Source organism: Microbacterium sp. NPDC008134 (assembly GCF_042957055.1).
Lineage (GTDB): Bacteria > Actinomycetota > Actinomycetes > Actinomycetales > Microbacteriaceae > Microbacterium.
Genome location: NZ_JBIBHO010000001.1, coordinates 1,859,181 through 1,882,642, shown reverse-complemented (window position 1 = coordinate 1,882,642; position 23,462 = coordinate 1,859,181). Strand labels below are relative to the sequence as shown.

Genomic DNA, 23,462 nt, shown 5'->3' with positions numbered 1-23,462 from the left:
TCAGATCCGGCCGCGGTTGCGCCGACGGGCCTCGCGCGGTGCTCGGCCCCCGAGGAAGGACCGTGCGGGATCGACCGAGAACCCCTGGCGGAGCGCTTCCCGCCCGATCAGCATGCGGAAGCCCATCTCGTCGCGATTGCTCAGCGTGACCTCCGCCAGAACCTCACGGTCGACGAGACGGATGAGGAGCTCCACGACCAGGCGCTCCTGAGCGTGTCCGGAGGAGCTGCGCACGGCACGCCGGTCGTGCACGGGCGACTCGACGACGACGGCATCCGCCTGGCTGTCCTGCCATGGCTTGACCTTGAATCTGACCCACTCGGAGCCGTCCTGCTCGAACTCCTGGATGTCGAAGGCATGGAGCGACGAGGTGCGGGCGCCCGTGTCGATCTTGGCCTTGATCCAGTCCACGCCGAGATCGGGCAAGCTCACCCATTCTCGCCACCCCGTAAGAGTGTTTGAATGGGATGTCTTCGTCACTCGACCATCCTGGCAGGAAATCTTCGTGAAGCTCGCAGTGCTCTCCCGTGCGCCCCAGGCGTACTCCACCCAGCGCCTCCGTGCCGCCGCTCTCCAGCGCGGGCACAACGTCAAGGTGCTGAACACGTTGCGCTTCGCGATCGACCTCACCGCCGACGAACCCGACCTCCACTACCGGGGCCGCCAGCTCAGCGACTACGACGCGATCCTGCCGCGCATCGGCAACTCGATCACGTACTTCGGCACCGCGGTCGTGCGGCAGTTCGAGCAGATGGACGTGTACACGCCGAACACGGCCAACGGCATCTCGAGCGCCCGCGACAAGCTGCGGGCGAACCAGATCCTGTCGCGGCACAACATCGCCATGCCGCCGACGGCGTTCGTGCGCAACCGCGCCGACGTGCGTCCGGCCATCGAGCGCGTCGGTGGCGCTCCCGTCGTCATCAAGCTCCTCGAGGGAACGCAGGGGATCGGTGTGATCCTCGCGCCGCAGGTCAAGGTCGCCGAAGCGATCATCGAGACGCTGCACTCGACGAAGCAGAACGTGCTCATCCAGAAGTTCATCGCCGAGAGCCGCGGACGCGACATCCGCGCCCTGGTCGTCGGAGACCGCGTCGTCGCCGCGATGCGCCGTTCGGCCGCGGGTGACGAGTTCCGCTCGAACGTGCACCGCGGCGGATCGGTCGAGGCGGTCGAGCTCGACCCGGTGTACGAGCGCGCGGCCGTCCGGTCGGCTCAGATCATGGGCCTGCGCGTCGCCGGCGTCGACATGCTCGAGGGGGACGACGGGCCTCTCGTGATGGAGGTCAACTCCTCTCCGGGCCTGCAGGGCATCGAGCTGGCGACCAAGCTCGACGTCGCGGGCGCGATCATCGACTACATCGCCGGACAGGTCGCCTTCCCCGAGATCGATGTGCGCCAGCGCCTCACCGTTTCGACCGGGTACGGCGTCGCCGAGCTGATGGTGCACGGAGCCGTCGACCTCGTGGGGAAGACGCTGGGCGAGGCCGGTCTGTGGGAGCGCGACATCACGGTTCTGACCCTGCATCGCGGGGTCACGGTGATCCCCAACCCGCGCAAGCACGTCGTGCTGGAGGCGGATGATCGGCTGTTCTGCTTCGGCAAGCTCGACGAGATGCGCTCGATGATCCCCGAGCGTCGGCGCCGGCGCGCGAAGGTGCGCCGCCTGCCTCGTCAGCCTCTCTCAGAATGAGAGAAGCGCGGCCGTCTCGTGGGGAACGGCCGCGCTTCGTCTTTCTACGGAGTCGGTGATCAGCGCGGACGCTGGGCACGCACCTTCGTCGGGTCGATCCCCTTCGGGATCGGCAGCGACGACAGCGACTGGGAGACCGATTCGATACGGCGGATGACTGCGCCCATCGTCGCCTTGTCGATCGACTTGGGGATCTTCTTGATCGTCTTGGCGAGATCGGAGATCGCCACCTCGTCATCGCCGTGACCGACGTAGAGCACGGTGACGGGCACGCCGTTGGCGACCCGCTGAGCCTTGCTGCGCTCCTCGTTGATCAGGCGAGTGAGGCGCCCGCGGGCGCCCTCGCCGATGACGACGATGCCGCCACGGCCGACCGCGCGGTAGACGGCCTCCTGGGTCTTGGGGTTGATGCCGACGGGGGTGTCGGATGCCTGCCAACGCCGACCGAGGCTCGTGCTGATGACATGGCCGGTGGCGCCGGGCATGCCGTCGATCTTCGTGTACATCGCCGAGGTCGACAGGCGCGTCATGAGGAACATCGCGGCCAGCACGCCGAGCATCAGTCCGGTGATGCCCCAGAGCAGTAGCGTCCACCACTGCAGCGGCGGGATCAGATACCCGACGACGAGTCCGATGAGGATGCCGCCGATGAGGATCGCGATCTGCGCCCAGGGCAGCCAGGGGTACGCCTCCTTGGTGAACCTGAAGAGGGACTTGATCTGGGAGAAGAACCCAGGACGCTTCTCGGGTTCGGGAGTCTTTGCCATAAGGACAAGCCTACCGAGTCCCCGGTGCAGCTGATGCCGTCGTTCGCGTCGAGCGGAGCGCCCCGAGTGAGGTGTCGACTTCTCCTGCACGACGTGCGGATCACGCGGATGCATCCCCATCGGTTCGTTTTCGAGCTCTACGCGCCGGGCGGTGCGATGTCATAGGGGCATGACAGATGACGCGCTCGGCACCTCGACGCCGCCGCTCGTGCCGGAGGCGCATCGCGTCGTCCGCGCGCTCGACGCGGTCGAGACGCCGTTCGGTGGCCTGCTCGTCACCCGTGGGGAGGGCGTGGCGGTGCAGGTCGACGCGGAGACGCTTACCGGTTGGGCGGGGTGGGGCTTCGCAGGCGCCGAGCACATCGCCGCGCCGCTCGACGTCGTGAGAAGACGTGACGGGCACGATGTACTGCTGCCGTGGTGCACGGAGCGCGTGACGAGCCTGCTCGTTCGTCGGCAGGTCGTCGATGAGCATCTGTCGCTCGGGGAGAGCAGCACACTCGTGGCCAGTGTGCTGAGGGGGATCGACGAACTCGGGGAACCGGGGGCACGCGAGAGCGGCACCTGGTGGGTCACCGGGGAGGGACGCCCCGTGTTCGTCGTCGGGGAGGGGGAGCCGGCATGCGCGGGAGCGGCGCGCGTGGTCGAGCTCGTCGCGGAGGGGTGCCGCGACAGGGGGATGGGTCGCGTCCTCGCCCAGGTGCAGATGGGGTTGCACCTGGGCGAGGCGCAGCCGCGCGTGCCGCAGCGTCAGATCGAGGAGTGGGAGGGGGCTCTGCTGCAGATCGCAGCTCCCCGTCCTCTGCGATGCGACATCGTCACACCTGAGGGTGTGCAGGATGTCGCCCGTGCGGCGAACGCTCGTCCGCGCGAGCGCCCGGCGCTCGGAAGGCGCGACAGTGGGGGGATCGCGTCGGGCATGACGAGGCGGGCGCGGCGAGCGGGACGGTCGAGGCTTCCGGGTGGGACCCTCGGCGCATTCCACCAGGGCGCGGCGGGGCTGATGCGACGGTTCGCGGGGGCGCTGCCGAGTCTCTCCGATCGCCGTCTGTCATCGCCAGCACGGGCGTGGGCGGCGGGTTCACGGAGCCGAACAGACCATGACGCGGCCCCGCGTTCTCGCCGTCGGAGCCTTCTGATCGCGGGGGCGGCCGCGGCCGCGGTGCTGGCCGGCGGATTGCTGTGGCCCGGTGGCGATTCCGGGGAGGCCGCCGAAGGACAGAGCGAAGAGTCGTCGGGCGTGCGGCAGGAGGCGCCGGCATCACCGGGCACGACGATCGGGGACGGCTCTCCGGAGACGACCGGCGTGAGTGCCAGCCCGATGCCGTCGGCGACATCGCATCCAGGGGCGGGTGTTCCGGCGGTCGACGAGGCGGCGATCGTGGCAGCGACTGCGTTGCTCGACGCGGCGGCCGGCTGTGACGATGCCGCGCAGTCATCGTGTCCGGAGGTGATCGCCGAGGGATCGACGGCCGATGTCGCGGACCTGGCGGGGATCGCCACGGCCGAGCCGACGATCAGCCCGGTCGACGAATACGGCGATGTCGCAGTTATCCGTGCGGAGTCACCGGATGCCGCGCACATTCTCGTTCTCGTTCGGGTGAACGAGAAATGGCTGGTCCGCGACGTGTACGACGTCGCGGACCAGCCAGATTGAGGTGTCGGTCGTCAGGCTCCGAGCTGAGCGGCGAACTCCGCCGACTCGAGACGGGCCTTCACCGCGCCCAGGAAGCGAGCGGCGTCCGCGCCATCGATGATGCGGTGGTCGTACGAGAGTGCGAGGTACACGTACGAGCGGATCGCGATCGCATCGGACCCTGCGACCTTGACCAGGCCGGGGCGCTTGACGACGGTACCCGTGCCGAGGATCGCCGACTGGGGCAGGAAGACGACCGGGGTGTCGAACAGCGCGCCACGCGAACCGGTGTTCGTGAGGGTGAACGTGCCACCAGCGAGCTCATCGGGCTTCAGCTTGTTGTCGCGCGTGCGGGCGGCGAGATCGGCGATCTCGTGCGCGATCTCCGCGATGTTCTTCGACGCGGCGTCGCGCAGGACCGGCGTCAGCAGGCCGCGCTCGGTGTCGACGGCGATCGAGAGGTTCTCGGTCGCCGGGTACACGATCTGGTCACCGTCGACCGTGGAGTTCACGATCGGGAAGGCGCGTAGCGCCTCAGCCGCCGCAAGGGCGAAGAACGGGAGGAACGATAGCTTGTCGCCCGTCTTCTGCAGGAACGACGCCTTCACGCTGTCGCGGTAATCCGCGAGAGCCGTGACGTCGACCTCCACGACCGTGGTGAGCTGCGCCGTCTGCTGCATCGAGGCGACAGCGCGCTCCGCCAGCACCTTGCGCAGACGCGACATCGGCTGGGTCGTGCCGCGAAGCGGCGAGACCTCGAGCGGAGCGGGAGCGGCGGGTGCAGCAGCAGCGGCCGGAGCAGAGGAAGCGGATTCGGCGGCCTTCAGCACGTCCTCCTTGCGGATGCGACCGCCGACGCCGGTTCCGGTGACCGACGCGAGGTCCACACCCTGCTGCGAGGCCAGACGGCGCACGAGCGGGGTGACGTACAGGTTGTCGTTCTCGGCGGACGGAGCGGCTGCGGGAGCAGCGGCCGGTGCCGGGGCAGCAGCCGGGGCGGGCGCAGCAGCCGGGGCGGGTGCAGCGGCGGGTGCCGGGGCGGCGGGAGCGGCAGTCGGTGCCGGAGCAGCGGGCGCCGGGGCAGCAGCCTCGGGTGCGGCCGGCGCAGCGGTGGGAGCGGCGCCCGAGCCGATGCGAGCGAGCACCGAACCGACCGAGATCGTCTCGTCCTCGGCGGCCAGGATCTCCTGCAGAACGCCGGCGACCGGAGAGGGGATCTCGGTGTCGACCTTGTCGGTCGAGATCTCGAGAAGGGCCTCGTCGACGGCGACCTCGTCACCCACCTGCTTGAGCCAGCGGGTGACGGTGCCCTCGGTCACGCTCTCGCCGAGCTCGGGGAGGACGATGTCCTTGGCGTCGCCGGCCGGAGCAGCGGGCGCGGCAGCGGCGGGAGCGGCCTCCGCAGCGGGGGCGGCCTCGGGCGCGGCCTCGGCAGGAGCGGCAGGGGCCGGAGCAGCCTCAGCGGCGGGAGCCGCAGCCTCGGGGGCGTCGGCGGCCGGGGCGGATGCGTTGCCGTCGCCGATGCGGGCGAGCAGGGCACCGACCTCGACGGTCTCGTCCTCGGCGACCAGGATCTCCTCGATCACGCCGGAGACCGGCGAGGGGATCTCGGTGTCGACCTTGTCGGTCGAGATCTCGAGCAGGCCCTCGTCCGCCTGCACAGTGTCGCCCACCTGCTTGAGCCAGCGGGTGACCGTACCCTCTGTAACGCTCTCTCCGAGCGGGGGGAGGATAACGGATGTGCTCATGACGGAGTCTCCTTCAGGAAGTTGTTCAGACGCTTATCTAGCTTAGTGACCCTGGGCACCGGTTGGTGTTCAGAGGGCGTGCAGGGGTTTGCCCGCGAGGGCGAGGAATGCTTCTCCGAGCGCTTCGCTCTGCGTCGGATGCGCGTGGATGAGGGGTGCGATGTCCTCCGGGTGCGCCTCCCAGGCCACGGCCAGCTGGCCCTCGGTGATGAGCTCGCCGACGCGATCTCCCAGCAGGTGAACGCCGAGGACGGGGCCGTCCTTGCGACGCACGACCTTGACCAGGCCACCGGTGCCGATGATCTCGCTCTTGCCGTTGCCCGCGAGGTTGTATTCGTAGGAGACGACTTCGTCCGCACCGTGCGCGGCGATCGCGGCCTCCTCCGTCACGCCCACCGAGGCGACCTCGGGGCTGGAGTAGGTGACCTTGGGGATCTGGACATCGGGGACGTTCACGGGAGACAGACCGGCGATCCGTTCCGCGACCGCGATTCCCTGCTGGAATCCGCGGTGTGCGAGCTGCAGGCCCGGCACGATGTCGCCGACCGCCCAGACACCGGGGACGCCCGTGCGCAGGTCCTGGTCGACCGTGACGAATCCGCGTTCGAGGGTTACGCCGGCCTCTTCGAAGCCGAGATCCGCGGTCACCGGGCCACGTCCGACCGCGACGAGGAGGTAGTCCGCGGTGAACTGCTTGCCGTCCTCGAGCGTCACGGTCACCGAGGCGTCGTCCTGCACCGCGGTCTGGAAGCGGATGCCGAGCGAGTACTGGATGCCGCGTCGGCGGAAGGCGCGCTCGAGGCCCTTGCTCATCGCGATGTCCTCGTTCGGGACGAGATGCGGCAGCGCCTCGATGATGGTCACGTCGGACCCGAAGGATCGCCACACGCTCGCGAACTCCACGCCGATGACGCCGCCGCCGAGGATGAGCACGCTCTTCGGCACCTCATCGAGGGCGAGCGCCTGCTCGCTCGTGAGGATGCGGCCACCGATCTCGAGTCCGGGCAGCGTGCGGCTGTACGAGCCCGTCGCGAGCACGACGTCGGCGCCGACGTAGACATCGTCCCCGACGCTCACGCTACGATCCGCGTTGAGTCGTCCCATGCCCGCGACGGTCGTGATGCCCCGCGCCTTGACGAGACCCTCGAGGCCCTTGAACTTCTTCGCGACGATGCCCTCGCGGTACGTGCGCACACCGACCGGGTCTATGCCGTCGAACGATGCCGTCACACCGACGGCGGCCGCGTCGCGTACGTGCTCCGCGACCTCGGCGGCGTGCAGCAGGGCCTTCGTCGGGATGCATCCACGGTGGAGGCAGGTGCCGCCGACCTTGTCCTTCTCGATCAGGGCGACGGACTTCCCGAGCTCGCTCGCACGCAGCGCCGCCGCGTATCCGCCGCTGCCGCCGCCCAGGACCACGATGTCGAAGGTGTGGGTCGTCATGTCAGGCCTCCTGCGCCGAAGCTGCCGCGAACGCCACGATCGAGCGGACCATCGCCCCGGTCGGGCCCTTCTCGGTGAATCCGAACGGCGCACTGCCGTTCTCGCCCGAACCGGCGATGTCGAGGTGTACCCACGGGATGCGCGGGGCGTCCGCGTCTTCCGACACGCGTCCGACGAAGCGACGGAGGAACAGTCCGGCGAAGGATGCGCCGGCCGCGCGGTCGCTCATGTTCGCGTTGATGAGATCCGCGATGGGGGAGTCGAGGGAGTCCTCCATGTACTCCGGCAGCGGCATCCTCCAGGCGGGCTCGTCGACGGATTCGGCGGCCGCGAGGAAGCGCGTCACCGTTTCGTCATCTCCCATGACGCCGGTGTGCCGGTGGCCGAGCGCCATGACGATCGCGCCGGTGAGGGTGGCGACATCGATGATGACGTCGGGATTCTCGCGGCTCGCGGCGACGAGTCCGTCGGCCATGACCAGGCGGCCCTCGGCGTCCGTGTTGAGAACCTCGACCGTAGTGCCGTCGAGCATCCGCAGCACGTCACCGGGGCGGGTGGCCCGGCCGGAGGGCATGTTGTCGGCGATGCAGAGCCACGCGGTGACGCGCACCGGGAGCGCCAGGGTCGCGATCGCGCGGAGCGCCGCGAGGCTGGTGGCTGCTCCCGCCATGTCGAACTTCATCCCGACCATCGACGCCGCGGGCTTCAGCGAGAGACCGCCGGTGTCGAAGGTGATGCCCTTGCCGACCAGGGCGATGTGCTGTGTCGCGCCGGCGGGGGAGTAATCGAGGCGCACGAGACGGGGCGGGCGTTCGGACCCCTGCCCGACACCCAGGATGCCGCCGAAGCCCTGCTCGGCGAGCGCCACTTCGTCGAGGATCTCGACGGTGACGTCGAGGTCGGCGACGCTGTCGAGCGCGCTCTGTGCGAGATCAGCCGGGCTCTGCCATTCGGCGGGGACGTTGACGAGATCCTTGACGAGCGCGACCGCCTCGCCCGTGGCCCGGATGCGAGCGACCGACGCGTCGTCGAGCTCGCCGTGGAGCACGACGGCGGAGGCTCGGGCGGACGGCTTCTTGGTGCGGTACCCCTCGAAGCGGTGCCCACCGAGGACCGCCCCTTCGGCCGCCGCTTCGGCGAACTCCTCGAGGCCGGGCGCCAGTGCCAGAGCGACCGTGTCGAATCCGGTCAGCGTGCGCAGGGCGGCGCCGGCGGCGTTACGCACCGTCTCGGCCGATCGGGTGGATCCGATACCGACGACGGCGAACGGCAGGTCCGTCACCTCGGGCGCGTGCACCCGAGTGAAGGCAGAGGTCGCGCCGGTGAAGCCCACGGCCGCGAGGGCCTCGGCGAGTCCGGGATACGACTCGAGCGACGTCGCCGCATCGGCGAGATCGGGGACGACGAGCACTGCGGCATCGGCAGCGCTTCCGGGGAACTGATCAAGGGTGTGCGAGAGCACGGGAAGCGTCATGCTTCCATCCTAGGCAAGCTGTACGCGGCACGGGCGTGGACCGGAGGGGGTGTGTTCGCTCTCAGCAAGACCCCGCCAGCCCCCGTGCGCCGCCGTGCTCGTAGCATGGAGGAATGCCCTTCTCCGGTGAGATCCACGAACGAGTCGCGAACGCTCCGGCGGTGCCGCCCGGACTGCCGCTGGTCATGCTGCTGACCGGTTTCACCGATGCGGGCAACGCCGTCTCGGGCCTCATCGAGCACCTGCGTGAGACCGCTGACCCGCAGCCCGTCGTGGTCTTCGACAACGACGTGCTCCTCGACTATCGCGCGCGTCGTCCCGTGATCTCCTTCGATCAGGACCACCTGACGCAGTTCCGCCCGGCGAAGCTCGAACTCTCGCTCGCGACCGACGCCCTCGGACAGCCGTTCCTGCTGCTCGCCGGGTACGAGCCCGACTTCGCCTGGAACGCGTTCGCGCGCACGGTGCTCGACCTCGCGACCGAGTTCGAGGTCTCCGGGCTGAACTGGGTGCATTCGATCGCGATGCCGGTGCCGCACACCCGTCCGATCGGCACGACGGTGAGCGGCAACCGTCGCGATCTCAGCGTCGTGCACTCCGTCTGGCGTCCGCGCACCCAGGTGCCGGCGACCGCGGGGCACCTCCTGGAGTTCCGCTTCGCCGAGCGCGGTGACCGCGCCGTCGGCTTCGTGCTGCTCGTTCCGCATTACCTCGCCGAGACCGAGAACCCGAACGCGGTGATCGCCGCGGCCGAGAAACTCATGGCATCGACCGGTCTCGTGCTCATGCTCGACGAGATCCAGGAGCGCCGCGAGGACTACCTCGCCAAGATCGACGAGCAGGTCGTCGGCAACGAGGAGCTGCAGCAGATGGTGCACAACCTCGAGCGCCGGTACGACGCGTACATGGCCGGGCGCAATCCCGAGGATGACTCGTACGACGAGGGCGGTTTCAACGAGCGCGACCTCCCCAGCGCCGACGAACTCGCCGCGGAGCTCGAGCGCTACCTCGCCTCGCGTCCGTCGGGCGACGACGACAAGTCGGGGCGCGGATGACGTTCGACACGACGAACTCGGCGCGAATGCACCGGCATCCTTCTGCGTGTGCGATACTGGTTGTCTGACCCGTTGTCAATCGTTCCTTCCGGGGAGCGGACTTGACAAGGGTCTTACTAGTGTCCGAAATGTCCCGGAGGGGCTCTGCCGCTCCGTGAAAGGCGAAACGTGACTCCTGCCACGACCAACAAATCCCGGACGAAGAAGACTGCCGACGACGCCGACCTCGACGTGAAGGCCGAGGTCGAAGAGAAGGCTGTTCCGAAGACCGCCGCCAAGCGTGCGGCTGCGAAGCGCGCTCCGGTCAAGAAGAAGAAGGCGGATGACGTCGTCGACGAAGACGAGGCCCCCACCGCCGCGAACGACGACGCCTCGGGAGATGACGAGGACGACGACGACAAGAAGCCGAAGTTCACCGAGCCGCTGCCGACCGGCGCCATCGTCATCTCGTCCAACGACGATGAAGACGTGCCGGTCTACTCCACGCAGATCACCGGCGCGACCGCCGACCCGGTCAAGGACTACCTGAAGCAGATCGGAAAGGTCGCCCTGCTGAACGCGGCCGAAGAGGTCGAGCTCGCGATGCGCATCGAGGCCGGTCTCTTCGCCGAGGAGAAGCTGTCGGCGATGACGGCCGCCGAGAAGACGAGCCAGCTCGGGCTCGATCTGCAGTGGGTCGCCCGTGACGGTCAGCGCGCGAAGAGCCACCTGCTCGGCGCCAACCTCCGACTCGTCGTGTCGCTCGCCAAGCGCTACACCGGCCGCGGCATGCAGTTCCTGGATCTCATCCAGGAGGGCAACCTGGGTCTCATCCGCGCGGTCGAGAAGTTCGACTACACCAAGGGCTTCAAGTTCTCGACGTACGCCACCTGGTGGATCCGTCAGGCGATCACCCGCGCCATGGCCGACCAGGCCCGCACCATCCGCATCCCGGTGCACATGGTCGAGGTCATCAACAAGCTCGCCCGCGTCCAGCGGCAGATGCTGCAGGACCTCGGTCGCGAGCCCACCCCAGAAGAGCTCAGCCGCGAACTCGACATGACGCCGGAGAAGGTCGTCGAGGTGCAGAAGTACGGGCGCGAGCCCATCTCGCTGCACACGCCGCTGGGTGAGGACGGTGACAGCGAGTTCGGTGACCTCATCGAGGACACCGAGGCCGTCGTCCCCGCCGATGCGGTGGGCTTCACGATGCTGCAGCGTCAGCTCGAGCAGCTGCTCGACTCGCTCTCCGAGCGCGAGGCGGGCGTGATCCGCATGCGCTTCGGCCTCGGCGACGGTCAGCCCAAGACGCTCGATCAGATCGGCGACACCTTCGGCGTGACGCGCGAGCGCATCCGTCAGATCGAGTCCAAGACGATGGCGAAACTTCGCCACCCGAGCCGCTCGCAGTCGCTGCGGGACTACCTCGAGTGATGCAGGCGAACGAGGGCAAGGCGCTCGAGACCAGCGTCGACGGGAAGACGTTCGCGCGCATCCCGTTGCGCACGCGCGTCGTGATGCCGGACGATGACATCGACCAGGTCATCACGGAGTACGCGGCGTCCGCCGTGCAGCCGGGCGACCTGCTGTTCGTCACCGAGAAGATCGTGGCGATCACGCAGGGGCGTTCCTACCGTCTCGACGAGATCCAGCCGCGCAAGCTCGCGCTGTTCCTGTCGAAGTACGTCACCCGTACCCCGTACGGAATCGGACTCGGCATGCCCGAGACGATGGAGATGGCGCTCCGCGAGTGCGGGACTCCGCGCATCCTCTTCGCCGCCGCGGTCTCCGCCGTGACGAAGGCCTTCGGCCGGCGCGGTGACTTCTACCGCATCGCCGGTGACAAGGCCCGTGCGATCGACGGCCCCACCAAGCACACCATCCCGCCCTACAACCAGGCGGTCGTGCTCGGTCCGAAGAACCCGCGTGAGGTCGCCACGCGCCTCAAGGCGCTCCTCGGCGGCACGGCGGAGGTCGCGGTCGTCGATATCAACGACATCGGTGGCAACATCCTCGGATCGACCCTCGACAAGGACGGCGAGCGTCGTCTCGTCAAGATCCTCGGCGACAACCCGCTCGGCCAGGGGCTGGAGTCGACGCCGTTGGGCATCGTCCGCGAGATCTGACCCCGTCACGAGATCGGTACGAGAAAGGGCCCCGGATGCTTCGGCATCCGGGGCCCTTTCGTCTGCGGCTCAGAAGCCGATGACCTCGCGGTAGCGCGGCTTGTGCCCGGTGCGGATGCCCGTCACGCTGGGCTTGTTCTCGTAGACGCCGGCACCCCAGTTGCCCTCGACGAGAACGGGACCGTCGGGGGAGACGACGATGTCCCAACCCACGTACTGCACCTGCGGCACGACTCGTGCGACCTGGTCGATGAACGCGCGCACCTTATCCATGTGCGGCAGCTGGAAATCGGCGATGCGGAAGCCCGAGTCGGGGTGCGTCTCGTGCACGTGGCCGTGCGAGTCGTACCCGGCGCCCACGGCGTGGCCGTTCTCGTCGAGCATCGTGTAGAAGCCGCCGAACGTCATCTGATCGCTGACCGCCCCGCGTCCGAACTTCTGCGCCATCGCGAGGATGTGCGCCCTCTCGCCGTCGAAGAACGCCGTGATGCGGGTCGTGTTGACGGTGCCGGGGCACACCGCGGCGAGTGCGTCGTGCTGCCGGATGACCTCTTCGATCAGTAGCTCACCGCGATTGAGGAGACCGCGGTGGAACTCGTCCCAGTCCTCGATGTCGGCGGCGTGGTAGCGGTGCACACCGGTCCCGGCCTGCCCGACCGGCTCTTTGGTGACGATGGTTCCGAGGCGCTGGGTGAGCTCACGCACCGCGTCGGCGTTGCCCTCTTCGACCACCAGCCACTCACGGTGCAGGTGCTCCGAGAAGTGCGTGTCGAACTCGACCTTGTCCTGGAAGATCCAGCGGAAGTCGGGGTGGTCGTATCGCTGCGACAGCTGGTTGGAGACCGGGTGGGTCATGTACGTCTCGCGCTCCGCGCGGGTCAGCATCGCGAAGTCGTAGTCGATGTAGTCCTGGAAACCGACGTTGTGCCGAGCCGCCGACCAGAGCATGTCGACGACGATGGCGGGAACGGCCTTGTGGTGCTGCGCCGACGCTTCTTTCGCACGTTCGACGACCGATCCGACATCGATGCGCCGGGCGCGTCCGATCAGGTAGCGGATGCGGGGCGCGAGGGAAAGACGTGACATGTGACTCCGAAGGTGAAAGGGGTTCTCCCCAGTCTACGGTGGGCGCCGGTCGGCGCCTGAGAGACAGCGATAGGCTGGAATGCGTGCGTGAGACGACTTCGAGTGCCCGGCCGCGGGCGATGATCTCCCGCTCCGCCCTGGCCTCCGGCGCTGCCGCAGCGCTTCGTGCGGGCGGGCACGTCGCCGATCTGCGACGCGACGCCTGGGGGCACGGCGTGCTCGCCGTCGCGCACGCCGTGACGGCCGTCGGGGCCGAGCGCGTCCTCGTCGATTCGCCGGGCGTGCGCGAAGCGCTCGCCCTCGAGGGGATCGCGGCGACGCTCGATGGTGAGGCCGATATCGATCCCGCGCTTCTCTACGGACTCCCCGATCACGACGGGACTATGCCCGGGCGTGCCGTGATGCGGCTCCACGGGCTCGTGCTCTCGACGAAGCGTCTGCGTGCAGGTGACGCGGTCTCCTACGGGTACACCTTCCGGGCCGCGACCGACACGACCGTGGCTCTGGTCACGGGAGGTTATGCGCAGGGCATCATGCGCTCGCTCGGCAACCGCGCAGCGGTGGAGATCAACGGGCACGAGCGTCCCATCGTCGGACGCGTTGCCATGGACGTGTGCGTGGTCGATCTCGGCGGAGCGGATGCCGCAGTCGGAACCGAGGCCACCTACTTCGGTGGTGCCGGCCCCGCCGCCCCCGGCTTGGCTCGCTGGGCCGAGGTCACCGGGCTCACGATGCCCGAGTTGGTCACCGTCGCCGGTATCCACGCCGACCGGGGGTGGGAAGCATGACGCGCCCCGAACTCCGGCTCGACGGCTCCGTGCTGCGCGCCAACATCGCCGCGGTGCAGCAGCGCATCGCGCCGTCTGCGCTCATGCTCGTGGTGAAGGACGACGCATACGGGCACGGATTGCCGTGGGCCGTCGAGACGGCGATCGCGTCAGGGGTGGCCTGGATCGGGAGTTTCGATGTGCGCAGCGCCGTCGACGTGCGTCGGGTCGCGGGAGGCGGAGTGCGCATCTTCGCCTGGGTCACGTCGACCGATGCGGAGATCGACGAGGCATTGCTGAACGACATCGACCTGGGCGTGGGCACGGCCGACTACCTCGCTCGGGTGATCGCTCGGGCGACGGCGCTCGAGGTGCGCGCCCGCGTGCACCTGAAGATCGACACCGGCCTGCACCGCAACGGCATCCTTCCGGAGGACTGGGCGGATGCCGTCGCCACCGCGCGTGCGGCCGAGGCCGCCGGTGCGGTGGAGCTCGTCGGCGTGTGGAGCCACATCGCCGAGGCGAGCGATGCCGAGGACGATGAGGCTCGAGCGGTGTTCGTCGACGCCGTGCAGCACGTCGGCGACACCGGTCCCGCTCCGTCGTTCCTGCATCTCACGGCCTCGGCGGCCTCGTGGTGGCGCCCGGAGCTGCGGGGCTCGCTCTCGCGTATCGGCGCATTCTGCTACGGCGTCCGCTCGGCCGACGGCCCGGAACTCGACGGCATCCGCCCCGTCGCCACGCTCACCGCCTCGGTGGTCGACATCGTCGACGGCGATGCGATCGTCGCGATCGGAAGTTTCGACGGGATTCCCTCGACGCTCGCGGGCGTCTCGGTCGGAACTCCGCAGGGAGCACGGGAGCTGCGCAGCATCGATCACACCCGGAGTGTGGTGGCCGGGTGGTCGGGCGCCGCAGTGGGCGACGTCGTCCGCGTATTCGGCGCCGGCGAGTGGGGGGAGTCGTCCGCGACGACGCTCGCCGAGCGGATCGACACCGTGGGCGAGGAGATCCTCACCCGACTCACTGCGCGGGTGCGGCGGGTCGTCGTCGACTGAGAAGTCGAGCCTCCGAGGGCATGCAGAAGGCCCTCGACGCGTTACCGCGGGAGGGCCTTCGTGGGCTGTGGGGTCAGACGGCTTCGACGAGACGCGCGGTCTCGTCGTGCCAGCTCGTCGCGATGGCGCGGAGCTTCTCTTCGTACTTGCGTCCGTGGTGGGCGCAGAACAGGAGCTCGGAGCCGTTGACCTCGGCTGCGATGTAGGCCTGCGCGCCGCACGAGTCGCAGCGGTCGGCTGCGGTCAGGCGGAACTCGACCACGGAGGTCTCACGTTCGGTCGTTGCGTTCATCTCGGTGCCTCCTCGATTCGGGTTCGCTGGGGAGCGTGCTCAATACAACCACGGAGTGGCTGGGTGCATGCCCGGATCACGGCGTGTTTCGCTCAGCGCGTACGCGGGCATCGTGCGGTACGCGCGTCCGGGGAGTGTCGGCGGAGCCGGGAGCGCATTCGAACATAGAATCGGAGATTGTGACCGCCGAGTATTCCGCCCATCATCTCCAGGTGCTCGAAGGCCTCGAGGCCGTCCGCAAGCGTCCCGGTATGTACATCGGCTCGAACGGATCGCCCGGGCTGATGCACTGCCTCTGGGAGATCATCGACAACTCCGTCGATGAAGCCGTCGCCGGCAACGGCGCGAAGATCGAGGTGATCCTGCACTCCGACGGCAGCGTCGAGGTGCACGACAACGGTCGAGGCATCCCGGTCGACGTCGAACCCCGCACGGGCCTGACCGGCGTCGAGGTCGTCTTCACCAAACTGCATGCGGGTGGCAAGTTCGGCGGCGGATCGTATGCGGCGTCCGGTGGTCTGCACGGCGTGGGCGCATCGGTCGTGAACGCGCTCTCCGAGCGGCTCGACGTTGAGGTCGATCGCGGCGGCAAGACGTACGCGATGTCGTTCCACCGCGGCGAGCCCGGGGTGTTCGATGACGGGGACGGAAAGCGTCCCGACGCGCCCTTCGCCCCGTTCGAGCAGAAGAGCGAACTGCGGGTCGTCGGCAAGGCTCCGCGCGGCGTCACCGGTACGCGTATCCGCTACTGGGCCGACCGCCAGATCTTCACGAAGGACGCGGCCTTCCAGCTCGGCGACCTCGAGACGCGCGCCCGTCAGACGGCCTTCCTCGTGCCGGGTCTCGAGATCGTGGTGCGCGACGAGCGTGCCGAGGAGAAGGTCGAGACGAGCTACCACTACGAGGGCGGCATCTCGGAGTTCGTCGACTATCTCGCCGGCGACCCGCCCGTCACCGACACCTGGCGCGTGCAGGGTGAAGGCACCTTCAAGGAGACGGTCCCGGTTCTGCAGGCCGACGGCCACATGGTCGCGACCGAGGTGGAGCGCGTCTGCCAGGTCGACATCGCGATGCGCTGGGGCACGGGGTACGAGACGACGACGCGGTCGTTCGTCAACATCATCGCCACCCCCAAGGGCGGAACCCATCAGCAGGGCTTCGATCAGGAACTGCTCAAGGTGCTGCGCACGCAGGTCGAGCAGAACGCCCGTCGACTCAAGGTCGGCAACGACAAGCTCGAGAAGGACGACGTGCTCGCCGGTCTCACCGCGGTGCTCACCGTCAACGTGCCGGAGCCGCAGTTCGAGGGGCAGACCAAGGAGGTGCTCGGCACGCCGGCGGTGCGCCAGATCGTGGCACAGGTCCTCCGCAAGGATCTGGCCGCGCGTTTCAGTTCCACGAAGCGCGACGACAAGAGCCAGGCGACGCAGTTGCTCGACAAGATCGTCGCCGAGATGAAGGCGCGCGTCTCGGCGCGCGCCCACAAGGAGACACAGCGGCGGAAGAACGCGCTCGAGTCGTCGACGCTGCCGACCAAGCTCGTCGATTGCCGGACCAATGAGGTCGAGCGCAGCGAGCTCTTCATCGTCGAGGGCGACTCGGCGCTGGGGACGGCGAAGAACGCGCGCAACAGCGAGTTCCAGGCGCTCCTGCCCATCCGTGGCAAGATCCTCAACGTGCAGAAGGCGTCGATCGGCGACATGCTGTCGAACACGGAGTGCGCATCGATCATCCAGGTGATCGGCGCCGGTTCGGGGCGCAGCTTCGACATCGATGCGGCGCGCTACGGCAAGGTGATCCTGATGAGCGACGCCGATGTCGACGGTGCGCACATCCGTACGCTGCTGCTCACTCTCTTCTTCCGCTACATGCGGCCGCTCATCGAGCACGGTCGCGTGTTCGCGGCGGTGCCGCCGCTGCATCGTGTGGTCGTGATAAACCCGGGTTCCAAGCCGAACGAGACGATCTACACCTACAGCGAGCAGGAGATGCACGCGCTGTTGGCCAAGCTTCGCAAGGCCGGGAAGCGCTGGCAGGAACCGATCCAGCGTTACAAGGGTCTCGGTGAGATGGATGCCGAGCAGTTGGCGAACACCACGATGGATCGTTCGGGCCGCCTGCTCCGCCGCGTGCGCATGGAGGATGCCGAGGCCGCCGGCCGCGTGTTCGAGCTGCTGATGGGCAACGAGGTCGCTCCGCGCCGCGAGTTCATCATCGACTCGTCTGACCGCCTGTCGCGGGAGTCGATCGACGCCTGAGTCGTCGTAGGGTCGGGGCATGACTGCTCTCGACCGTCGTCTGGTCCGCCCCGGTGCCGTGCTCTCCTTCGCCGACAGCGGGGGAGCCGGGCATCCGTTGCTGCTTCTGCACGGAGCCGGAATGGATCACACCATGTTCGACGCTCAGGCGACAGCCCTGACCGACGCGGGGTTCCGAGTGCTGCTGTGCGATCTGCGCGGCCACGGGTCATCACCGCTCGACGAGGGGGTGCGGTTCTCGACGGACGCGGCTCTCGGCGACATCGAAGCGCTGCTCGCGGAGTGCGGAGTTCCGCGGGCCGTTCTCATCGGTCACTCGCTCGGAGGCAATCTCGCCCAGGCGTTCGCGGCCGCCCTTCCCGCGCAGGTGAGCGGGATCGTCGTGCTCGATGCGAGCTGGAACACGGGACAGCTCTCCCGTGGCGAACGTCTCGCCCTCCGTCTCGCCGCACCCGCGCTCGCGTCGGTGCCGTCCCGTCGTCTTCCGGCGATCATGGCGAGAGCATCGGCCGTGTCGCCATCCGCAGTCGCCCGCACCGAGAAGATGTTCGCTCGGATGCCGAAGCGGGCCTTCCTCGACGTCTGGCGGGCGACGGCATCCCTGATCACTCCCGACCAGCGCTATCGCTCGACGGTGCCGCTCGGGCTGGTCCGCGGAGCGGAGGACCGCACCGGCAACATCGCGTCGGCGATGCCTCGGTGGGCGGAGGCCGAGGGCATCGACGAACGCATCGTTCCCGACGCCGGGCACATCGTCACATGGGATGCGCCGGACGAGACCTCTGCCGCGCTGCTCGACATCCTGGCCGAGGAGCGCTTCGACGCCGCGATGCGGTGAGCGCGACGAAGATCAGACGAGCGTGCGTCCGATGCTGCCGATGACGCCGTCCGTCGGCTGACCCGACGCGTCGCGTCGCGCGCCGGCCTCCGGCAACTTCCGTACCGCTCCGGTCGGGTCGACCGCCTGCGCGGGACTCGCACCGACCCAGGCGACCGTCAGCCGGTCCTCGCCCTTCAGGAAGGCATGCGCACGCACACCGCCCGTGGCGCGGCCCTTCGCCGGGTACTCCGTGAACGACGACACCTTCGCGCGGCCGGCATCCGTCCCGGGAAGGGCGCTGTCCGAGCCGGAGACGGTGGCCACGACGGCGTCCGACCCCGCGCCGACGACGCCGAAGAACAGCACGGATGCTCCCGCTCCGAGCTTCACGCCGGCCATGCCGCCCGCGGGCGCGCCCTGCGGACGCACGGCGGAGGCCGAGAAGCGCAGCAGCTGAGCGTCGGAGGTGACGAAAACCACCTCGGACTCGTCCGGTGCGTCCGCGGCGCCCACGACCGAGTCGCCGGGCTTCATCCCGATGACCTCGACGTCCGGGCGCACGGGGATCGCGGTGGGAACGATGCGCTTGACCGTTCCCTGCGCGGTGCCGAGCGCGATCGGGGTGTCGCTGTCGAAGCGTACGAATCCGAGGATTCTCTCTCCGCGAGTCGTGATGCCCAGGTAGTCGCGCAACGGCGTCCCGGCGGCGAGTTGCACCGAGCTCGACGGGACCGAGGGGAGGTCGACGGGGGAGAAGCGGATCACGCGACCCGTGCTCGTGAGCGCACCGATCTCCGCGCGCACCGTCGTCTCGACCGTGGCCAGGATCGCATCGTGCTTGCTGCGACGGGCGGGAACCGTGAGCTCCTGACCGTCGACCAGGTCGACGCGGACCGCGCGTCCGGTCGTCGACAGCACGAGAACGGTCGGGGCGTCCGCGATCTGAAGATCGACGGCCCCCTTGCTCGCGCGGGGCTTCGGCGGCGCGGCGTTCATCAGCAGCGTGCGGCGGGGGGTTCCGTAGGCGTCGGCGGCGGCGTCGAGTTCGGTGGCGACGGCGCGGCGCAGCAGTGCGTCGCTGCCGAGGAGCTCTCGCAGAGCGGCGATGTCGGCGAGAAGCGCATCGCGCTCGGCCTCGAGTTCGATGCGCGAGAACTTGGTGAGTCGCCGCAGGCGCAGCTCGAGGATGTACTCGGCCTGGAGCTCGCTCAGGTCGAACACGTCGCGCAGCTTGGTGCGAGCCTGCTCGGAGTCGTCGGACGAACGGATGACCTGGATGACCTCGTCGATGTCGAGGATCGCGATGAGGAGACCCTCGACGAGGTGCAACCGCTCCTCGCGACGGGCGAGGCGGTAGCGGCTTCGACGCGTGATGACTTCGAGACGGTGGCCGACATAGACGCTCAGCATCTCTTTCAGCCCGAGCGTGCGCGGCTGGCCGTCGACGAGCGCGACGTTGTTGATGTTGAACGAGTCCTCGAGCGGCGTGAGGCGATAGAGCTGCTCGAGCACGGCGTTCGGGTCGAAGCCGGTCTTGATGCCGATCGCGACGCGCAGCCCGTGGTTGCGGTCCGTGAGGTCGGTGACGTCGCTGATGCCCTGGAGCTTCTTCGCCTGGACGGCATCGCGGATCTTCTCGATCAGCCGCTCGGGACCGACCATGTACGGCAGCTCCGACACGATGATTCCGGTGCGTCGAGGGCCGAGGGGTTCGATCGAGACCTTGCCGCGCACCTTGAGCGCGCCGCGTCCGGTCGTGTACGCATCCTTCACGCCGTCGAGACCCATGAGGACGCCACCGGACGGGAAGTCCGGTCCGGGCACGTACTCCATGAGTTCTTCGGTCGTGGCATCGGGGTTCTCGAGCAGATGCGTCGCGGCGGCCACGACCTCGATGAGGTTGTGCGGCGCCATGTTGGTCGCCATACCGACGGCGATGCCGCTCGCGCCGTTGACCAGGAGATTGGGGAAGGCAGCGGGCAGTACGGCGGGCTGCTGGAACTGACCGTCGTAGTTGGGGATGAAGTCGACGACGTCCTCGTCGAGGTTCTCGGTGAGCGCGAGGGCCGACGCGGCGAGGCGCGCCTCCGTGTAACGAGCGGCGGCGGGGCCGTCGTCGAGCGAGCCGAAGTTGCCGTGGCCGTCGACGAGCGGCACGCGGAGGGCGAAGTCCTGGGCGAGGCGCACGAGCGCGTCGTAGATCGCGGAGTCGCCGTGCGGGTGCAGCTTTCCCATCACCTCGCCGACGACGCGGGCGCTCTTGACGTGTCCGCGGTCGGGGCGCAGCCCCATCTCGGCCATCTGGTAGAGGATGCGGCGCTGCACCGGCTTGAGGCCGTCACGAGCGTCGGGGAGGGCGCGCGAGTAGATCACGGAGTACGCGTACTCGAGGAAGGACCCCTGCATCTCACTGGAGAGATCGATGTCCTGGATGCGCTCCTCGACGGGCTCGGGCGGCGGCGTTTTCGGCATGGGGTTCCTGAGGGCGTGCGGGAGCCTGTGTCAGACTGGCTCGGATGTCCCTCATGCTACCGTCCGAGTCCCCGTCAGCCCGGAGCGTCGTCGGGGTGGCGGACGACGTGTTCGCCGCACTGCGCGGTGATGCCGGGCGTCTTCCCCGTGCGACATCGGTGGTGCTGGTCGTGATCGACGGACTCGGCGCCATCGGTCTTCGCGCGCACGCGGGACATGCCCGGGCCCTGACGGCGCAGATGAGCAAGCGCGACGTCGCGACCTCCGTCTTCCCGTCGACCACGGCCTCCGCCCTGACGAGCATCCTGACCGGTGCGTGGCCGGGAGAGCATGGCCTGATGGGCTATCGCGTCGTCGACCCGGACCGAGGCATCCTCGTCAACCAGCTCACGGGCTGGGAGAGCGAGGGGCTGGACCCCGCCACCTGGCAGATGGTGCCGACGGTCTTCGAGCGTGCGGCGGCGAACGGCCACGGAGCTTTCGCCGTCGGTCTCGCCGCCTACGCGCAGAGCGGGTTCACCCGTGCGACGCTGCGCGGGGCTGTGTTCTCCGCGGAGGCGAGCGCGGCCGACCGTGTGCTGTCGGCCTACACCCTCGCCGAACAGAACCCGGGTTCTCTCGTCTACTGTTATCTGCCCGAGGTCGACAAGGCCGGACACAAGCACGGGATGGCTTCGGCGGAGTGGCTGGCGGCACTCGAGGATGTCGATGCCGCGCTCGCGGTCCGTGTGCCGTCGGGCATCGGCGTGCTGGTCACGTCCGATCACGGCATGATCGACGTTCCGGAACGGCGGCAGATCGTTCTCGACGAGTCCCACCTCGACGGCATCCGACACGTCGGGGGAGAACCCCGCATGATCCATGCCTATCTCGAACGCCCGGCCGACGCCGAAGCCGTCATCGCCCGGTGGCGGTCCGACCTCGAGGGCCTCGCCGATATCGCTTCACGCGACGAGGCGATCGCGGCCGGTCTGTTCGGACCCCGGATCGCGGATGCCGCGGCGGCGCGCGTCGGTGACCTGCTCGTGATCCCGCGCGGCAACGGTGCGGTCTACGACGGGACTGCGGCCGATCAACGCGGACGCGGGATGGTGGGACAGCACGGTGGCCTCACTCCGGAGGAGCGGCAGGTGCCGCTGGTCGGGCTCGGTGCGTTCGCGCGCTGAGCCCGCGGGCATCACTCGTCGGTGCGTGCTCCGAAAACGATCTCGTCCCAGGAGGGCATTGCGTTCCGGCGGCGCTTCCGGGAGGAGGACTCGTTCGACTCAGAGGATTCCCGAGAGGGCGCGGGGGTCTCTGCGCGGGGCTGCTCCGCCGGCTCCGGCTCGAAGGCGTCCTCGAAGAGGGCGATCAGGTTGCGATCCGGCTCGTCATCGGTCGTGTCCGCCGACGGGGTCGGCTCCGCGACCGGCGCATCGTCGATGATCGGCGAGGCTTCGCGCTGACCTCGCCGGCGTCGGAGGGCTTCCAGCAGATCCGCCGTCTCGGGGTTCGTGCTCGGGGTCTCCGGCGCGCGGTTGATCGCCGCAGCCTGCGCCGCTGCGTTCGATCGTTCGGGCGTGGACGGTTCCTCGACGGATGCCTCGGGTGCCGGCACGAGGCGCGGGCCGAAGGCTCCGGAGTCGAACCGACTGTCGTCCTTGTACGGCGAGGTCGTGCGGTCGGACTCCACGGCACGCAGGCGCGGAATGAGTCCGTCGGGGAGTGAGCCCTGACGGGACAGCTGGGTGGCATTGGCGTTCAGGGGCGACAGGGCGCTCCGGCGCGGGTCGAAGCTCCAGCGCGCGTCGTGCTCGACGTCGTTCGCCGTGAACTCGAGCTTGATGATCCAGCCGGACTCCTCTTTCCAGCTCGCCCAGCGTTCGGCGGTCGCGGCGACGTCGGAGAGCTTGGCGCGGATGGCCGTGCCGAACGTGGGCTGCGCATCGGGTTCGACTTCGCTGCCGATCAGGACGGGGACGGCGAGGGCCTGTCCGATCACGTGCTCGCGCTCGGCGAGGACAGGCGCCTCGAAGCGCACGACGTCATCGACGCTGATTCCGAGCAGCGCGGACACTTCGGATGCCGTGAGGCCGGCGCGGATCTGGGCCTGGATGTCGCGCGGGCTCGCGGCGAGCTTCTGCGCGGTCGGTTCGGTCTGCCGGGTCGCCCTGCGCAGCTCGCGCTGCAGCACGTCGTCGATGGCCAGCGCGAAACGCTCGCCGGACTCGGTCGCGAGCACGAGGACTCCTGCCTCGGTGCCGACGATGGTGACGTTTTCCATGCGAATGCCCCTCTGATGGGTGTGCGTTCATGGTGTCACGCGAGAACGCCGCCGGGCGGGAATACCCTGGGCGCGCCGCGAGTTTGCTCTGTCGATCGCAGTGGCATTTGCTAAATGCCTTCCGGTCATGCAAACTATGGCCGCCGAATACCCGACGGCGCACCACCACTCGCACCATGAATGTGGAGATCTAACCGCATGGCAACCGACTACGACGCCCCCCGTAAGAGCGAAGACGACTCCGAGTCGATCGAAGCCCTGAAGGAGCGCGTTCCCGACAAGCTCTCCGGATCGACCGGAGACGAGGACGCCGACAACCCGTCCAGCTTCGACCTCCCGGGAGCCGACCTCTCGGACCTGGAGTTGGACGTCGTCGTGCTACCCGCGCAGCAGGACGAGTTCACGTGCATGAGCTGTTTCCTCGTGAAGCACCGCTCGCAGCTCGACCATGAAGAGGCCGCCGGCCCGATCTGCAAGGAATGCGCGGCCTGACGGCACAGCGCGACGAATCACGCGCCCCGACCC

At 68.7% G+C, this 23,462-nt stretch carries 20 protein-coding genes; 11 read left to right on the top strand and 9 right to left on the bottom strand.

The genetic code is table 11. The features are described 5' to 3' along the window. Complete coding sequence (locus ACFY9N_RS08900; protein WP_391478126.1) at positions 1 to 480, bottom strand: ATP-dependent zinc protease; 480 nt, start codon at positions 478 to 480, stop codon at positions 1 to 3. Positions 481 to 505: 25 nt separating this feature from the next. Between ACFY9N_RS08900 and ACFY9N_RS08895 the strand changes: the two genes are divergently transcribed. Further along, positions 506 to 1,693, top strand: a complete 1,188-nt coding sequence (locus ACFY9N_RS08895; protein ID WP_391478124.1) for a RimK family alpha-L-glutamate ligase — start codon at positions 506 to 508, stop codon at positions 1,691 to 1,693. 59 nt (positions 1,694 to 1,752) lie between these two features. Here ACFY9N_RS08895 and ACFY9N_RS08890 read toward each other — a convergent pair whose 3' ends face one another. Then, the gene (locus ACFY9N_RS08890) at positions 1,753 to 2,460 is read right to left on the bottom strand and encodes a DUF4191 domain-containing protein (protein WP_391478123.1); all 708 of its coding nucleotides are present in this window, start codon (positions 2,458 to 2,460) and stop codon (positions 1,753 to 1,755) included. 169 nt (positions 2,461 to 2,629) lie between these two features. Between ACFY9N_RS08890 and ACFY9N_RS08885 the strand changes: the two genes are divergently transcribed. Continuing rightward, entirely contained in the window at positions 2,630 to 4,117 is a 1,488-nt protein-coding gene (locus ACFY9N_RS08885) for a hypothetical protein (RefSeq protein WP_391478122.1), read from the top strand. 11 nt (positions 4,118 to 4,128) lie between these two features. Here the strand turns inward: ACFY9N_RS08885 and sucB are convergent, their stop codons facing one another. The 3 genes from sucB to ACFY9N_RS08870 form a co-directional block, all read right to left on the bottom strand. After that, positions 4,129 to 5,844: a 2-oxoglutarate dehydrogenase, E2 component, dihydrolipoamide succinyltransferase gene (gene sucB / locus ACFY9N_RS08880; RefSeq protein ID WP_391478120.1), complete on the bottom strand. Its 1,716-nt coding sequence runs from the start codon at positions 5,842 to 5,844 to the stop codon at positions 4,129 to 4,131. Between the two features lie 69 nt (positions 5,845 to 5,913). Beyond that, positions 5,914 to 7,287, bottom strand: coding sequence for a dihydrolipoyl dehydrogenase (lpdA, locus tag ACFY9N_RS08875; protein ID WP_391478119.1), 1,374 nt, complete (start codon positions 7,285 to 7,287; stop codon positions 5,914 to 5,916). A gap of 1 nt (position 7,288) precedes the next feature. Beyond that, complete coding sequence (locus ACFY9N_RS08870; protein ID WP_391478117.1) at positions 7,289 to 8,761, bottom strand: leucyl aminopeptidase; 1,473 nt, start codon at positions 8,759 to 8,761, stop codon at positions 7,289 to 7,291. 113 nt (positions 8,762 to 8,874) lie between these two features. On the opposite strand from ACFY9N_RS08870, the gene ACFY9N_RS08865 reads away from it, so the two are divergent. The 3 genes from ACFY9N_RS08865 to ACFY9N_RS08855 all read left to right on the top strand — a co-directional run bounded on the left by ACFY9N_RS08865 (position 8,875) and on the right by ACFY9N_RS08855 (position 11,921). Beyond that, complete coding sequence (locus ACFY9N_RS08865) at positions 8,875 to 9,816, top strand: proteasome assembly chaperone family protein (RefSeq protein ID WP_391478116.1); 942 nt, start codon at positions 8,875 to 8,877, stop codon at positions 9,814 to 9,816. Positions 9,817 to 9,984: 168 nt separating this feature from the next. Then, positions 9,985 to 11,229, top strand: a complete 1,245-nt coding sequence (locus ACFY9N_RS08860; protein WP_391478115.1) for an RNA polymerase sigma factor — start codon at positions 9,985 to 9,987, stop codon at positions 11,227 to 11,229. Beyond that, positions 11,229 to 11,921: a coenzyme F420-0:L-glutamate ligase gene (locus ACFY9N_RS08855; RefSeq protein ID WP_391478113.1), complete on the top strand. Its 693-nt coding sequence runs from the start codon at positions 11,229 to 11,231 to the stop codon at positions 11,919 to 11,921. The genes ACFY9N_RS08860 and ACFY9N_RS08855 overlap by 1 nt, the downstream gene beginning before the upstream one ends. 69 nt (positions 11,922 to 11,990) lie before the next feature. On the opposite strand, the gene ACFY9N_RS08850 is transcribed toward ACFY9N_RS08855, so the two are convergent. Further along, the gene (locus ACFY9N_RS08850) at positions 11,991 to 13,007 is read right to left on the bottom strand and encodes a sugar-transfer associated ATP-grasp domain-containing protein (protein ID WP_391478111.1); all 1,017 of its coding nucleotides are present in this window, start codon (positions 13,005 to 13,007) and stop codon (positions 11,991 to 11,993) included. Between the two features lie 83 nt (positions 13,008 to 13,090). Between ACFY9N_RS08850 and ACFY9N_RS08845 the strand changes: the two genes are divergently transcribed. Next, positions 13,091 to 13,795 (top strand): alanine racemase C-terminal domain-containing protein, encoded by a 705-nt coding sequence (locus ACFY9N_RS08845; RefSeq protein WP_391478110.1) that lies wholly within the window; start codon positions 13,091 to 13,093, stop codon positions 13,793 to 13,795. Further along, positions 13,792 to 14,832 carry an alanine racemase gene (locus ACFY9N_RS08840; protein WP_391478108.1) on the top strand — a complete coding sequence of 347 codons (1,041 nt, stop codon included), beginning with the start codon at positions 13,792 to 13,794 and terminating at the stop codon, positions 14,830 to 14,832. The genes ACFY9N_RS08845 and ACFY9N_RS08840 overlap by 4 nt, the downstream gene beginning before the upstream one ends. Before the next feature lie 73 nt (positions 14,833 to 14,905). Here the strand turns inward: ACFY9N_RS08840 and ACFY9N_RS08835 are convergent, their stop codons facing one another. After that, positions 14,906 to 15,124: a hypothetical protein gene (locus ACFY9N_RS08835; RefSeq protein WP_247622365.1), complete on the bottom strand. Its 219-nt coding sequence runs from the start codon at positions 15,122 to 15,124 to the stop codon at positions 14,906 to 14,908. Between the two features lie 179 nt (positions 15,125 to 15,303). Here ACFY9N_RS08835 and ACFY9N_RS08830 point away from each other — a divergent pair, with 179 nt between their 5' ends. Beyond that, positions 15,304 to 17,382 carry a type IIA DNA topoisomerase subunit B gene (locus ACFY9N_RS08830; RefSeq protein WP_391478107.1) on the top strand — a complete coding sequence of 693 codons (2,079 nt, stop codon included), beginning with the start codon at positions 15,304 to 15,306 and terminating at the stop codon, positions 17,380 to 17,382. Between the two features lie 19 nt (positions 17,383 to 17,401). After that, on the top strand, positions 17,402 to 18,220 hold the full coding sequence (locus ACFY9N_RS08825) for an alpha/beta fold hydrolase (protein ID WP_391478105.1): 819 nt from the start codon (positions 17,402 to 17,404) through the stop codon (positions 18,218 to 18,220). Between the two features lie 12 nt (positions 18,221 to 18,232). Here the strand turns inward: ACFY9N_RS08825 and ACFY9N_RS08820 are convergent, their stop codons facing one another. Beyond that, positions 18,233 to 20,674, bottom strand: coding sequence for a DNA topoisomerase (ATP-hydrolyzing) subunit A (locus ACFY9N_RS08820; protein WP_391478104.1), 2,442 nt, complete (start codon positions 20,672 to 20,674; stop codon positions 18,233 to 18,235). Positions 20,675 to 20,718: 44 nt separating this feature from the next. Here ACFY9N_RS08820 and ACFY9N_RS08815 point away from each other — a divergent pair, with 44 nt between their 5' ends. After that, a complete protein-coding gene (locus tag ACFY9N_RS08815; RefSeq protein WP_391478103.1) occupies positions 20,719 to 21,840 on the top strand; it encodes an alkaline phosphatase family protein in 1,122 nt (373 codons plus the stop codon). An 11-nt stretch (positions 21,841 to 21,851) separates the two neighbouring features. Here ACFY9N_RS08815 and sepH read toward each other — a convergent pair whose 3' ends face one another. Then, positions 21,852 to 22,937 carry a septation protein SepH gene (sepH, locus tag ACFY9N_RS08810; protein ID WP_391478102.1) on the bottom strand — a complete coding sequence of 362 codons (1,086 nt, stop codon included), beginning with the start codon at positions 22,935 to 22,937 and terminating at the stop codon, positions 21,852 to 21,854. 198 nt (positions 22,938 to 23,135) lie between these two features. Between sepH and ACFY9N_RS08805 the strand changes: the two genes are divergently transcribed. Further along, positions 23,136 to 23,429, top strand: a complete 294-nt coding sequence (locus tag ACFY9N_RS08805; RefSeq protein ID WP_247622371.1) for a DUF4193 domain-containing protein — start codon at positions 23,136 to 23,138, stop codon at positions 23,427 to 23,429. The last annotated feature ends 33 nt before the right edge of the window (positions 23,430 to 23,462 follow it).